The organism is Oleidesulfovibrio vietnamensis, from assembly GCF_055388115.1.
This window is the reverse complement of record NZ_AP042419.1, coordinates 877724-891007: the sequence shown is the minus strand read 5'-3', so window position 1 is coordinate 891007 and position 13284 is coordinate 877724. Positions and strand designations below refer to the sequence as shown.

Annotated in this window: 13 protein-coding genes; 6 read left to right on the top strand and 7 right to left on the bottom strand. The window is 58.8% G+C overall.

Annotated elements, in window-relative coordinates; genetic code table 11:
• Positions 1 to 9: 9 nt before the first annotated feature.
• From ACZ5D1_RS03710 to ACZ5D1_RS03700, 3 genes are read left to right on the top strand one after another with little or no spacing between them, the layout of a single operon-like run.
• Entirely contained in the window at positions 10 to 873 is an 864-nt protein-coding gene (locus ACZ5D1_RS03710; protein WP_148204109.1) for a hypothetical protein, read from the top strand.
• Positions 860 to 1234 carry a PqqD family protein gene (locus ACZ5D1_RS03705; protein WP_011366839.1) on the top strand — a complete coding sequence of 125 codons (375 nt, stop codon included), beginning with the start codon at positions 860 to 862 and terminating at the stop codon, positions 1232 to 1234. The genes ACZ5D1_RS03710 and ACZ5D1_RS03705 overlap by 14 nt, the downstream gene beginning before the upstream one ends.
• Before the next feature lie 14 nt (positions 1235 to 1248).
• The gene (locus ACZ5D1_RS03700) at positions 1249 to 2160 is read left to right on the top strand and encodes a hypothetical protein (RefSeq protein ID WP_027181569.1); all 912 of its coding nucleotides are present in this window, start codon (positions 1249 to 1251) and stop codon (positions 2158 to 2160) included.
• A 182-nt stretch (positions 2161 to 2342) separates the two neighbouring features.
• Here ACZ5D1_RS03700 and larC read toward each other — a convergent pair whose 3' ends face one another.
• Positions 2343 to 3494: a nickel pincer cofactor biosynthesis protein LarC gene (gene larC, locus ACZ5D1_RS03695; protein ID WP_464555954.1), complete on the bottom strand. Its 1152-nt coding sequence runs from the start codon at positions 3492 to 3494 to the stop codon at positions 2343 to 2345.
• Between the two features lie 131 nt (positions 3495 to 3625).
• Between larC and ACZ5D1_RS03690 the strand changes: the two genes are divergently transcribed.
• Positions 3626 to 4300, top strand: coding sequence for a CBS domain-containing protein (locus ACZ5D1_RS03690; protein WP_011366836.1), 675 nt, complete (start codon positions 3626 to 3628; stop codon positions 4298 to 4300).
• Between the two features lie 522 nt (positions 4301 to 4822).
• Positions 4823 to 5140: a TusE/DsrC/DsvC family sulfur relay protein gene (locus ACZ5D1_RS03685; RefSeq protein WP_011366835.1), complete on the top strand. Its 318-nt coding sequence runs from the start codon at positions 4823 to 4825 to the stop codon at positions 5138 to 5140.
• Positions 5141 to 5290: 150 nt separating this feature from the next.
• Here ACZ5D1_RS03685 and ACZ5D1_RS03680 read toward each other — a convergent pair whose 3' ends face one another.
• From ACZ5D1_RS03680 to dctP, 5 genes are all read right to left on the bottom strand, one after another.
• Positions 5291 to 5566: a hypothetical protein gene (locus tag ACZ5D1_RS03680; RefSeq protein WP_011366834.1), complete on the bottom strand. Its 276-nt coding sequence runs from the start codon at positions 5564 to 5566 to the stop codon at positions 5291 to 5293.
• 214 nt (positions 5567 to 5780) lie between these two features.
• Entirely contained in the window at positions 5781 to 6869 is a 1089-nt protein-coding gene (locus ACZ5D1_RS03675) for a nucleoside hydrolase (protein ID WP_464555952.1), read from the bottom strand.
• Positions 6866 to 8155: an ABC transporter substrate-binding protein gene (locus ACZ5D1_RS03670; protein WP_273238160.1), complete on the bottom strand. Its 1290-nt coding sequence runs from the start codon at positions 8153 to 8155 to the stop codon at positions 6866 to 6868. Before ACZ5D1_RS03670 ends, ACZ5D1_RS03675 begins: the two co-directional genes overlap by 4 nt.
• A gap of 1 nt (position 8156) precedes the next feature.
• The gene (locus tag ACZ5D1_RS03665) at positions 8157 to 11207 is read right to left on the bottom strand and encodes a PAS domain-containing sensor histidine kinase (protein WP_464555951.1); all 3051 of its coding nucleotides are present in this window, start codon (positions 11205 to 11207) and stop codon (positions 8157 to 8159) included.
• Complete coding sequence (gene dctP, locus ACZ5D1_RS03660) at positions 11197 to 12231, bottom strand: TRAP transporter substrate-binding protein DctP (RefSeq protein ID WP_464555950.1); 1035 nt, start codon at positions 12229 to 12231, stop codon at positions 11197 to 11199. The genes ACZ5D1_RS03665 and dctP overlap by 11 nt, the downstream gene beginning before the upstream one ends.
• 90 nt (positions 12232 to 12321) lie before the next feature.
• On the opposite strand from dctP, the gene ACZ5D1_RS03655 reads away from it, so the two are divergent.
• Positions 12322 to 12756: a Fur family transcriptional regulator gene (locus ACZ5D1_RS03655; RefSeq protein WP_011366828.1), complete on the top strand. Its 435-nt coding sequence runs from the start codon at positions 12322 to 12324 to the stop codon at positions 12754 to 12756.
• Positions 12757 to 12772: 16 nt separating this feature from the next.
• On the opposite strand, the gene ACZ5D1_RS03650 is transcribed toward ACZ5D1_RS03655, so the two are convergent.
• Complete coding sequence (locus tag ACZ5D1_RS03650) at positions 12773 to 13279, bottom strand: hypothetical protein (RefSeq protein WP_011366827.1); 507 nt, start codon at positions 13277 to 13279, stop codon at positions 12773 to 12775.
• Between the last annotated feature and the right edge of the window lie 5 nt (positions 13280 to 13284).

Genomic DNA, 13284 nt, shown 5'->3' with positions numbered 1-13284 from the left:
AGCATTGACATGCACATACCGGCACAGTGGACTCCGACAGCCATTGAGCACACATTTCTGTCTTTTTCGGATACGGATCTCCCTGTTTTCGATGTGAAGTGGGCCTGCGACAAGCGTCCTTTCCAGCTGGAAAAAGAAAGGCGCATCATGCACAAGCGTTTCGGCGATGCGGAAGGTTTCCGCACCGGGGCGGAGAGTATTCCGCTGCCGCTTACGCAGGCGCTGCGTCAGGTACAGGACAGGTTCAGCCATGTGCCGTTTGTCCACGCCACCGGCTGCGGAGCGCTGCTGCACAGCGACTCCGGCGGCTATACCGTGCTGGTGCAGTTTCACAACAGAGAAGACAAGCCCCCTTGCGCCGACACCATGACCGGCATTCTCCGCTCGCTTTCTCTCGCCCCGTCCGGCACGCCCGTAACCACCCGTATCTACGACCTTGCCTGCACTGCTCCGGCAGGCTATGAACTCCGCAGCTTTGTTTTTCATCCCGGCCATTTCTGGCTGGAATTCCGCCGTGCCGGAGCTACGCTGGCCATCGACAGATACGCTCCGGCCAATGTGCTGCTGAACGGACTGCCGCTGCGCCACTGGGTGACCAGACACTACGGTCTGCCCATTGAAGAACTGTCATCGGACGTGCCCTGCAAACCGGCTGCCGCCGGTGACATAGTGCGCTGGACCACAGACCGCTGCAGACCGCTGCTGGGGCGGGTACCCATTGTACGCTCTTTCCGCGGCGTGCGTCAGCACGAGGCCGGTGCGGCCTGGCTGGTGGAACACGAAAACAAGCTGCTTTCGGTACGTATGCGTGATTCCGGCACCGTTTTTTATGACGATCTGACAGCACTATGCAGCACCGTTGAAATTATTTAAAAAAAAAACCAAGATCGCAGCACCCGCGGACAGACACGCCGCGCTTGCGTTTGTGCCCGTCATACCGGAAGGCATACGCCAGTCACATGAGACCGGCGGCTGCGTGCGGCTGCACTATGCCGCTGCGCCCGGCAGGCTGGCAGCACTGGTGCGCGGCGCCGCGCCTGTGCCGCGCACGCTTGAACTGGACGAACTGGGCACGGCCGTCTGGATGCTCATCGACGGCAGGCGTCCGGTTTCGGGCATCGCTCAGGCACTGGCACAACGCTACAAGCTGCACCAGTCAGAAGCCGAACTGTCCGTAAGCGCATTTCTGCGCCAGCTGGGCAGACGGGGGCTGATAGTTCTCAGAGAACCATAACCACGGCAGTCATCATGAATCACACCGAGCATACAGACCACGAGTATTTCACCGAGCCCGCAGCCATAGAAGCGCTGGGGCAGCGGCTGGGCGGCAGCGATATCGTCATAGGCGCGTACCTGACGGGCAGCAACCATCCGCAGCACGGCACACGCGTTCCCGCCGAAAACATCGATTATCTGGCCGGCTGGCTGCACAGCGGCATGCGTCATAAGCTGAATATGGTCGTGCTGCACGACGGACTGTCAGATGCTTTCCAGCAGAAATGTCATGCCGCCGTCGCCATTCACCACCACGAAAAAAAACGCGGCACACTGACCTTTGTGCAGATACGCCCCGGCAGATTCACCATTGCGGACGAGCGTTTTCTGGCAGCGCTGGCACTGCTGGAACGCATCCGCTTCCGCAATGTGTTCATGGTGGATGTGGCGGATGCGTGGTTTGCGGACAATCCTTTTCTGCTGGTGGAAAAACCGACTCTGCGCCGCTTCTTCGACCGCAGCGGTTTTGCACGGGCACGCGGATTCCGCGGATTCTGCAGGGCACTGGCAGCCCAGTACCGCACATGGCGCGACCGCAAGCGCTTTACCGTGTTCATCGGCGGCGAAGACACAACCATCGGTGATAATCCGTGGATGCAGCGCCATATCCGCAAGGTTTTCGGGCAGGACATGCCGCATCTGGCGCAGAAGCCGGTGCTCAACTGCGGCATTCTGGGCGGGGGCCAGCGCCATCTTGTTTCCGTGCTGCGCACCGTGCGCTCGGAAATGCTGCGCTGCAATGCCACGGACGTTCTGAACGACATGGCCGTGTTCAACCGGGTGCTGCACGATTCACAATACCATCTGCCGTACAGCAACGGGGTGCTTAACAGCCCGTGGAAGGCATGGGCCAAGCAGGGCAAGCACGCGATTTTTCATAAATAACAGTCGCTGAAGCGGAATTTTTCCACCATCCGCGGAAAGATTCCGCTTCAGCCCGCCGGTACCACGGCAGACCGGCACCCGCATACACTGCCGCGTAAGTGCAGCTTTCTGCAGAACATACATACCACTCTGCCTGTGCCATGTGTGTTCTGCAACGTCATGCGCGCACAGGCCCTTCCGGCTCAATCCGCTTCTTCATCACCGCCGGACAGCATCATGCGCAGTTCCGGCAGCGAACGGCCTGTCCTGCGCGCCAGCGCTGCCAGAGCCTCATATTCCGCCCTGCTCATATCTCTGCCCTGCACGGCATACTCCTTTGCCGCCACGGCGTGGCCGCCCGCCTGCACCGTTCCCTTTCCGCGGGGCAGCACCACCCGTGTACTGCGGCTGCGACGCAGACCCAGCGTGTGTGTATGGTGTATGACTGCTTCTTCCACGACGGCAAGATGTTCTGCGCTGCACAGCACGGTCAGCGCTCCGCCGGGGCGGTTTTTTTTCATCACACCGGGGGTGAACAGAACATCCAGCGCCCCCGCCTGCAGCAGCGCATCAAAGGCATGCCCCAGCTCCTCGCCCGTCAGATGATCTATGTGGGTTTCCAGCGTGTAGATGATGTCATCGTGTCTGTGCGACTGCGGCTCGATCAGAAAAAGCCGCAACGGACCACCTTCCGGACGCGAACCGAACGCCGAGGCGCCGCGCAGCAGTACTCCTTCCGGCCCGTCGGCGAATCTGTCCGCCGCCGAGTCGACGATGAGGGCCCCCGTGGGGGTTATCAGCTCTTCCCTGAACGCTGTGGCAGTTACAGGTTTGCCCTGCATCAGCACCGCTGTGGCAGGCGCAGGCAGGGGCATGATGCCGTGTTCACAGCACACCGTGCCTGAAAACCACGGCAACGGAGAGCAGACAACGGTATCGATGTTCAGTCTCTCAAGTCCCCAGAAGGCGCCCACTATATCCACCAGCGTATCCACGGCCCCCACTTCATGAAAATGCACCTCGCGCGGATCAATGCCGTGCACGGCACCTTCGGCCTCTGCCAGCCGGTGCACGGCGTTCACGGCCCGGCCGCGTACAGCGGGCGTAATGTCCAGCGCCGTTATCACCTGTTCCAGCTGCGCCGCATGGCGCAGCGGCTGCGCTCCGGTCCAGCGCACATCGGCGCGCATTCCGGCCAGTCCCCCGCGCCGCTCGGAACGTATTTCAATGGATACGTCTATGCCGGCGCTGCAGAGCATGCCCTCCAGAGGAGCAAAGTCACACCCCAGCCCCGCAAGCCCGGCAATAAACATATCGCCGCCAAGACCGAACCCGCAGTCCATGAACAGTTGCAAACCGCTAACCGCCTTTCAAGCATCGTGCATGATTATAATTTGTAATTGAATTTAGTGACGTTCTGTGTTTATCGTACAATTACCAGTAACCCTTAAGGCGCCTCTTTGCACGGCCACAGGAGGATATTCTCATGCTGATTCGCGACTGGATGTCAAGAGACGTCATCAGCGCCACACCGGAAATGTCCATGATGCGCGCCGCAAAGCTGATGAAGGAACACAGCTTTGACCGGCTGCCCATAGTGGATAAGGATAACAAGCTGGTCGGCATCATTTCTGACAGGGATATAAAGGAAGCTTCCCCCTCCAAGGCCACCACCCTTGATGTTCACGAACTGTACTATCTGCTGTCTGAAATCAAGGTCAATGACATAATGACCCGTGACGTGGTGGCGGCAAAACCCGACGATACCGTGGAAAACGCGGCCCTTGTCATGCTGGAGCGCGACTTCAGCGGTATGCCGGTTGTAGATGACGACGGCAGACTGACCGGCATCATCACCGACAAGGATATCTTCAAGGTGCTGCTTTCCATCACCGGCGCACGGCACGGCGGGGTGCAGTTCGGCTTTCTGCTGCCCAATTCGCCGGGCACGCTCAAACCCATTGTGGACACTCTGCGCGAACACAAGGCCCGCATCACGTCCATACTCACCTTTGAAGACCGCGATGACGGCATGCGGCAGGTTTTCATACGCATCCGCCCCATGGACCGGTCCGACGAAAACACCCTTATCGAACAGCTCAAGTCACGTTACCGCGTCACATACTGGTCGCGTGCCAATGTACACACCGTGTCATTCTGACCTGTACCGCGCAATTACGGCGGGTGCCTGTGCACCCGCTTTTTTTTGTTCTCTGCGCAGCGCCGCGCGGCTGCGGTCTGCGTCCGAAAGAGTAGGCGCTTACGCACAACGGCACGGCGACTGAGCGCCTGAACACCCGCAACACACCGTTATAGCTTACAATAAATAAAAAAAGAGCTCCTTGTATTTTCGGCGGCCTTATGGCATTGTAACTTCGCTTTAACGGAATTGTCCCTTTGGGTTACAGCCTGTAAAGGTCTCCTGACGGGAGTGTTCCTCTCTTTACGCTTAGTGAGCGGAGAAAAACGTTCCACAACGCAGCGCTTACCGGCCCTGCTATTGACAATTTCTCCTGTATGGCAGTAAGGAGTGATTCCGCGAAAGGATACCCCTTTTGCGATGCCGTGGAGTCAAGCAGCGGATCGCTGCTTACATATAACTGCGCTCAGGCGTTTGCATTTGCGCAGGTTGGCGTATGTACTAGCCCGATACACCGCTAGATTATGTCCAAGGAGGACAAGCATGGCTGAAGTAAGCTTCCAGGGTAAAACGTTCGAGGTTGACGAAGACGGCTTCCTGCTTCGCTTCGATGAATGGTGCCCCGAATGGGTTGAATACGTGAAGGAATCCGAAGGTATTGCTGAAATCACCGAGGATCACCAGAAGATCATTGACTTCCTGCAGGACTACTACCGCAAGAACGGTATCGCACCCATGGTGCGTATCCTGTCCAAGAACACCGGCTTCAAGCTGAAGCAGGTGTACGAACTGTTCCCCTCCGGCCCCGGTAAGGGAGCATGCAAAATGGCTGGTCTGCCCAAGCCCACCGGCTGCGTGTAGTACACAGCAATTGCTCGCATAGGCGGAAGCGCAAGCTTCCGCCTTTTTTTATGCCGCTGCTGCGCTCCGCTTCGGGGGCGGCACAGACAAAAGCGCACCGTGCATGCACGGTGCGCTTTTGTTCAGTTGTATATATAACGCGCTATGCGGCTACTGATCTTTGTCGCTGTAGGGTGAAATGCCCAGCGGGTTGCCGCCCATGTCAGCAAGCAGACTGTTCTGATACTGACGGATGGCGTACTCGCTCTGCGCTTTCTGCAGGCCTGCAACCACATTCTGCAACACACCCACCATGCAGCTGAGCACGGTGTCAGGCACAATGAAGTCCCCTTCGTCATTTCGTTCCAGCCGTTCCATGCTGGTGGAAATGGACCGGAAATCCTGCGATATCCGTTCTACTATCTGGTCAATGTTTTTCTGTTGCACTGTGTTCTCCGTATAAACCTCGTTACGATAAGCTTCAGCTTCCGTCCGCGTACGAAAACCTGTCCTACCGGCGAAGATGTCTTACCAACCCCTACCATGACGGTCACTTATATTTTTTTCTCCTTGGGTGCCGTGCACTTGGGGTAAAACGAGGCGCAAAAACATTGAACATTCCCATGCCAGAAAACAAAATGTTGAAAAATATACACTTATATTACAAAGCCGATACATCTATACCCATGGTCGCAAGCAGCCATGCATGAAAAGCAGCCGCGTCCACCGCAGTGGCCACCCACACCCGATGGTAGGGTTTGTCACCAAAAGGCAGTAGAAAATCCCTACCATCCCGAAATGCCTGAACATCAAAGCAGAACGGCTTCCAGCTGCACAGGTGCGGCATGGCGGCCACCGCAAGCGCCAGCGCATCATGCATGTGTGCGCCGTCCAGACCTCTGACCTGTTCGCTCCAGCGCGCCCAGGGCAGCAGCGTCCGGCGCACAAAACACCGCAGCGGATCGTCCGCGGTGCGCATCTGCGCGATCTGATGCGAAGAAAGACATGTCCGGCTGGTCACATTGACAGGCACAAAGCACAGCGGCAGCCCCGCCCGTACCACTTCCTCGGTGGCCTGCGGGTCATACCATGTATTGAAACGCAGCGCATGCCGCCACACATATTCAGGTATGTCGGGAGTTTTCCACTGCGGTGCCATTTCTGCGGGACAGCGGGGCGCAAACACACCGCCCATATGCACAACCGCGCCGATAAGCGGAGCAATGTCAGGGGCATGTCGCAGGGCAAGAGCCAGATTAGTCAATGCGCCTTCCATTACCAGCACCACCTCGTGCGGGTGGCGGCGCACCGTTTCTATAATAAGCCTGCAGGCAGGAACAGAGGCCTGACGGGCAGAAGGCGCCGGCAGCGACACATCGTCCCACAGCGAGGCTCCGGCTCCTGAAGCTTTGGCGTCCAGAAAGGCATGATGCCGCGCTCTGTCCTCACCCCCCAGCGGTGTATCGGTGCCGGCTGCCACCGGTACCGCGTCTGCACCGGCCAGTTCCAGCATGCGCAGCGTGTTCTGCGCCGAAGCCGATGCCCGGCAGTTTCCGGAACAGGTGGTGCAGGCTGTCAGCTCGAATTCCGGCGACCACAGCGCCAGAGCCAGAGCCACGCCGTCATCGGCATCGCGCACGGGCAACCCCATGGCGTTGTCAATGTCCAGCAGCACCTTTACCGGAGCTTCTGCCCTGCGCAGAGGGGGCGGACACGCAGCACCGCAGGTATCGTTATGCTGTGCCGTCACTGCCGGTTCTGCCGCAGCACATGTCTGTCCCAGCCTTCTTCAATGGCTTCCAGCCAGAGGGCGGGAATTTCCGGCACGGCGTGTTCAGCCAGTTTTTCAGGCGGAAGCGTTGCCGCGCCCTGCTTCACAGCGGAAAACAATTCTCTGTCAGCTTCGCTCAGGCGGTCCATTTCCAGCACGGGAAAGTCCCCCCAGTTTGCAGGGGAAAGCTTGTGCGCCTGCGCCTGCGGCGACAGCAGAAAATCAGCCAGCACCATGGCCCCCGCCTTGTTGGGAGCATTAAAGGCGATGGCCGTGAAATGCGTGTTGTACAGCGAACCGTCTTGCATGACGAATGTTCTCACAGTGTCAGGGTAGGTGCCTTCCAGAATTTTACTCTGCGCATGGCTTGGATGATAGGCCATGCTGAAATCCACCTCACCGCGGGCAAACAGGGTATCCAGGGCGGCAGGATCTTTGGGCATGCTGACGCCCTGCTGCCACATGAAGGGTTTGATTTCGTTAAGCCACAGCCATAACGCCGGAGCCTGTCTGTCCCACAGGCCTCCGTCAAAGTCAGTCATGTACTGCTCATGGCCCCCTGTCACTGCATAAAACACCTGACGCACAAAAGCCGAACCGGTAAAATCGGGCGGCTGCGGATAGGTGAACCGCCCGGGGTGTTCTCTGATCCAGCTGCGCAGTTCGTCAAAAGATGCCGGAGGGCTGGAGACTCTTGCCGTATCATACTCAAAGACAAACTGGGCGCGTCCCAGCGGTGCTTCGTATTCCTGCACCGGATAGCCGAAATCAGTGGCCACGGCAGCGGCATCCACATAACGCATATTGGGCAGCCTGCCGGCAAAAGGACCGTAGAGCACGCCGCTTTCACGGGCATTGCGAAAATTCTCGCCGTTGATCCACATCAGGTCAATGGTACCGGTCTGTTTGCCTGCGGCTTTCTCCGTCAGCAGCTTGTTGACAAACACGGGGGCGTCCATGGGCACGCGCTGCACCGTAATGTCATACAATTCTTTCATCCTGTCAGACACATAGCCGTCCACCCACGCATTGACCTGCGCCGAACCGCCCCACATGTAAAAGCGCACGGTGGTGCCCCGCGCACGCTGCACCACCGTGTCAAAACTTTCCGTTTCGGCTGCGGGCTGTGTTTTTTCGGGAGTATCGGAACAGCCGGTCAGCACCGGCACGGCAAACAGGATAAAAAGCAGCACTGCAACAGCGCGGGCGGGCAGATGCACACGGCACGCCGGGCGGCACACCGGGCGGCACAGGGTAAAAAGCATGTCAGTTCTCCACGGCAGGTTTTTCTTCGTGCAGACACTCTGCACTGCGCAAGGGCAGGCGCACCACAAATGCTGTTCCGCGGTCGGGCCGGGCCTGCACTGCTATCGCCCCCTTGTGAGTGGCGGTAATGATAAAATACGACACAGACAACCCGAGGCCTGTGCCGCGCCCCGGTTCTCTGGTGGTGAAAAACGGCTCAAAAACGCGGCGGGCCACTTCTCTGCTCATGCCGGGCCCGTTGTCCTCCACCTCAAAAACAGCGTATTCGCCGTCCACCCGTGTGCGCAGCGTGATGGCAGGAGCCTCTGTGGCGGCTTCCGTCATGGCCTGTGCGGCATTACGCAGCAAGTTGAGCGCCACCTGTTCCACTTCGGAAACGATGCAGCGCACGGCAGGAACATCGGGCGAATAGTCTCTGACGATCCGGATTGTTCTGAAGTCATAACGTTTTTTCAGATCATAGTCATTAGCGGCCAGCTCCAGCGCCACATCCAGAATATGCTCAAGGCGTGCCTTGCGCCATTCTCCGGCACAAGGCCGGCTGAATTCGAGCATATTTGACGTTATACGGGCAGCGCGGCGGGCAGAATCCTCTATGCCGCCGATAAACCGCAGGATGCCGCGCTGCTCAAGGTATGCCCTGATGGCTTCGAGCGGACACCCGCACGCCTGTGCCGCGGCACGGTTCGCCTCCCGGTGCGGATCAAGCCGCCTGATGATGTTCTGCGCTCCCTGCATTATGCCGCCCAGCGGGTTATTGATCTCGTGCGCCATGCCCGCGGCAAGCCCCCCGACGGAGGCCATTTTTTCACTTTGCACCACAAGGTCGTCCAGCCTGCGCCGTTCGGTCATATCCACTATGAACGCCGCATACCGTGTGCCCTCCTCGTGCATTTGCAGACGGGTGGTATGTACAAGCACATGGCGTTCTTCACCCTGCAACGTGACAAGAAGCAGCTCCTGCGGCTCTCTACCGGCCGGCAGCAGGGCATCCTGCACAACAGGACATGACGCCTCATGCAGACTTTCCAGCCCCAGCTCATGCAGATACCTGCCGGTACAGGAAATCGCCGTGCGGCCTGTAAGCGCTACAAAAGCCCCGTTCACCTGCCGTATGGTTCCGGTCTCATCCAGCAGCGCCAGTGCAAGAGGCAGCTTTTCCATCAGCATGGCAAGCTGCTGCTCGCTGCGCAGCAGAGCCGCCTCCATCTTCTTTATGCCGGAACGGTCGAACACGGCGCAAAGCAGAGCATGCTGCCCCTTCCACGGCACCCTGCCCATGTACGCCTCCACATCCTTCAGGTCGCCGCCGGCCAGAATATGCTTCTGTATGTGCAAACCGGTATACAGTTCTGTGGAAGCGGACATGACGGCGTCAATATCGTCCCGTGGAGCCTGCCACAGGTCATACAGGGTCTGTGTCACAAACACTTCGTGCGGATAGCCGTAAAATTCGCACGCCGCCATGTTGGCATCCAGCACCCTGCCTGTTTCAGGATTGACCACCACCTGCACCAGAGCCGACCTGTCATACAGGTTGCGGAAGAGCATTTCCTGTTCGCGCAGGTGCACCTCTGCAAGCTTACTCTCGGCCACCGGCCCCAGCAGCGGCATAACTTCATCAAGCAGTCCGGCGACATCACTGCTTTTTTCCAGCGATACAAGAGAGAACAGACCGACATGCACATGCCCCACGGAAGCACGGCGCACACGGGAAACGCAGGCTCCCCTGATTACAGTTTTCAGCAGCGGCTGCGCGGGCGAGCCCTCCCCGGCCGGATAAAATTCCGCAAACCGCTCATCAACGCTCATGTCCGGCACAACCACGTTCTGTTCTGCCTGCAAAAACACAGGGTGCTGCATAAGCCCCAGCAGATGCGCACGCAGCACGTCCGGTGCAGACATGCCTTTGCCCGGATTTCTGGCAATGGGGTGAAAAGAATCACTCTGATAAATCACAAAGCGGTAACGTTCCTGCTGGTCCGGCAGGTACACGGCTCCCAGTTCAAACCCCGTCCGCTCGCAAAGACGCCGCAGAAAAACTTCCATGGCCGCTGCGGGTTCAGGGGCAGCCTGCACGTCCGTGACAAGCGCCTTGAACAGATTTGCCAGTTCGTCACGCTGCGCACACTGCAGTTCGGCCAGAGCCAGATCGTACTGACTGACCGAATGTCTGTAGACCACGATTGTCAGAAAAATGCCCACCACCCACAGACCGGCTGCCAGAATAACGGTACGCATCACAAACGGCTGCACCAGCTCCATAACAGACTGCATGCGTGTGCTGGCCACCATATAATAAGAAAAAGAAGGCAGCTGCACCGCCTGATACAGCGCATCATCGGTAACCGTACGCCGGACACCGCCGCCGCGCAGCAGTTCCGCCCGTACCCGCGGCGGCACGTCCAGCGTGGAAAGCGACATGCCCCGCAGTGCCGAACGCAGATCGTTCCATGCCACCAGCAGCGACCCGTCGGCGCGCACCAGCCCCACGGTAAATTCCGTGGAAAGCGATCCGTCCAGAAAGCGTTCCGCCAGATGCTGCGTATCTATCAGCCCGCACAGCAGCACATCTTTGCCGGCAGCATTCACTGCGGCCCGATACATGACCAGCTGCGGATATGCACGGTACCCCTGAACCGCCAGCACCTGCACGGCCCCGCGTACTTCCGGCAGTTCGCGCCACATAAGACTGACCAGCGACTGGCTGAGGGTATCCTGCCCGGAATACTGTGCATACAGCAGATCTCCCGTGCGCGAATATGTCAGCGTGTTGCTTATGCGCGGATGAAACATAATGCCCGCAGCCTGCTCCGGCGGCACGCCTTCCGCCTGCATATCCAGCAGAAGCTGCATCTGCTCAAAGGCGTGCTCCGCCTCTCCGGAAAATGCCGCCACCACACGCCCCAGCTCGAGCTGAGCCTGACTTACCGCCTGCGAACGCGCATCACGTATGGCATCATAAGCAAACAGAAACGCCAGCAATGTAAGAATGCCTGCGATGAGTACCGCAGCATTTTTCCCGCGGGTCAGCAGAAATTCAGGGGGCACTTGCGGCTTCCTCCAGTGAATTCAAAAAGGTTGCCGCCTCAGCTGCCAGTGCAGGATCAACATGTGTAGCACGGGCAATCGCGTCCTGTGCCGGAAGCACCCGGTCACGCAGCGCCCGCCGCTCCGGCGCGGAAGGCACGGTTATCCTTACGCCGTTTTCACGCAGGGTCTTTTTGGCCTGCTCCTGCGCCGCAGCGGCTTCTTTGCGCCCTTCCAGCGCCGCCCTGTTCCACAACGCCGCAAGCTCGTGCCGTACGTCCCCGGGCAGATGCGCCCAGAAGCGGGCGTTGACCAGCGGCACATACTGGGCAAAGTACTGTCTGTCTTCAAAGGCATAGCGGATGCCGTGCTCCCACAGCCGCGCGCTGACAACGGTTTCATATGTGGTCAGCACACCGTCCACCGTTCCGGATTCCAGCCACGACGGCAGGTCGGGCCATGCGATGATACGCGGCAGCCCCCCCAGCGCACTGATGCGCATTTCGTTGCCCAGCCCGCCCGCCACGCGGATGTGCAAACCTTTTACAAGCCGGTCGGCATCAAGCGGCGCTTTAAGGGTGAACAGCTGGGCATGTCCCAGATCAAGCCATGTGCCCAGCACCACAGAACGCGTGGCGTTCTCGATGCGCGTGACAACGCTCTGCCCCACATGGCCTTCCAGCAGCGTATGTGTATCCTGCGCAGCGCGTCCGTAAAACATCGGCAGCATGAATAAATTGACGGAAGGTTCGATGCGCGCGATGTTCCAGATGCCGGGGACCGCCATTTCAACCTTGCCCTGCGCCAGTGCGTACACCACGTCCCTGTCGCGGAACAGGCGGGCATTGGCATAGACAACCGCTTTCAGCCTGCCCTGCAGCTGCTCGTTAACCTGCTGCACAAACCTGCGCACAATGGCGGTCTGCATGTGGTCATCGGTATTTTCCAGCGATACGCGCATTACCGGCACAACAGCCGGCGCCTTACCGGCCCCCGCCAGAGAAAACAGCAGCACCGCCGAACATGTGAGCAAAATTCTCCACATCTGTTCCCTCCATAATGAAAATAATTTTCATGGCTGGCTTTGCCAGACTGTTTCCCGTATTTTCACCTGAAATGAAAAAAAGGCGGTTCCATGCAACATTACACCAGACGTTTTCAGGACTTCATTGCGGAAAAACGCATGAAATGGACCCAGCAGCGTGAAGCCGTGGTGCATGCCCTGTGGACCACTGAAGAGCATGTCACCTGCGAAGAGCTTGCCGCCCGTCTGGCAGCGCAGGGGCGCCGCATCGGTCTTGCCACCGTGTACCGCAACCTGCGGCTGCTGGTGGATGCCGGTCTTGCCCGTGAATTCCACAGCGGCGGAGCTTCTGTACGTTACGAACGGTACATCGAAGACGACCACCACGACCACCTGATATGCGAACGCTGCGGCAACACCGTGGAGTTTCTGGACGAAAAGCTTGAATCTCTGCAGGAAGAGCTTGCCAGACGCCATGATTTCCGGCTGACAGGACACAAGATGTATCTGTACGGAATCTGCAACCGCTGCCGGTCTTCCTCATAGCTTTCCGCCTTTCAGTTCAGCGGCAGTCCACAGCCGCCCGCCGTGCGGCCTGCGCCACCTGCAGGCAGGCGTCGCGTGCGGTCATGGACATCCGCATCATCTCCATACGCAGCAGTTCATCCATTCCCGTTGCCTGCAAAGCCTGTCCGCGCCCCTGTGCCGTGCACACTGCAAGCGCCTGTTCCATCCGCCCCAGCATAGCCCGCGTCTGCCGCCGCAGGGCGCTGTACGCAGCGGAAACCGCTGTTCCGTTTTCCGCGGCTCCCCGCATGACAATCAGCTCGTCCTGCAACCCCTGCAAAGCTTCATCCAGCACAGGCAGCCTGTCGCGCACTCCGCTGCAGTCCGGCCCCTGACCGGAAAGCCATGCCTGTTCCAACGCCGCCGACTGCCACATAAGGATGTTGAGATTGTGCGCAGGTATACTCTGCCCCGCACCCGGTTCAGGTTCCCCGGCCTGTGCGCAGTAGGCGGACGTACACACAAGCATGACAGAATATATCCACATTGTTATTATTTTCATGCGTT

What these genes read in the sequence shown, in the direction of transcription:
- ACZ5D1_RS03685 (WP_011366835.1), top strand. Translation starts at nt 4,823, where the DNA reads ATGGCTGAAGTAAGCTTCCAGGGTAAAACGTTCGAGGTTGACGAAGAC.
- ACZ5D1_RS03655 (WP_011366828.1), top strand. Translation starts at nt 12,322, where the DNA reads ATGCAACATTACACCAGACGTTTTCAGGACTTCATTGCGGAAAAACGC.
- ACZ5D1_RS03650 (WP_011366827.1), bottom strand. Translation starts at nt 13,279, where the DNA reads ATGAAAATAATAACAATGTGGATATATTCTGTCATGCTTGTGTGTACG.
- ACZ5D1_RS03670 (WP_273238160.1), bottom strand. Translation starts at nt 8,155, where the DNA reads ATGCTTTTTACCCTGTGCCGCCCGGTGTGCCGCCCGGCGTGCCGTGTG.
- ACZ5D1_RS03710 (WP_148204109.1), top strand. Translation starts at nt 10, where the DNA reads ATGCACATACCGGCACAGTGGACTCCGACAGCCATTGAGCACACATTT.
- ACZ5D1_RS03700 (WP_027181569.1), top strand. Translation starts at nt 1,249, where the DNA reads ATGAATCACACCGAGCATACAGACCACGAGTATTTCACCGAGCCCGCA.
- ACZ5D1_RS03690 (WP_011366836.1), top strand. Translation starts at nt 3,626, where the DNA reads ATGCTGATTCGCGACTGGATGTCAAGAGACGTCATCAGCGCCACACCG.
- dctP (WP_464555950.1), bottom strand. Translation starts at nt 12,231, where the DNA reads ATGTGGAGAATTTTGCTCACATGTTCGGCGGTGCTGCTGTTTTCTCTG.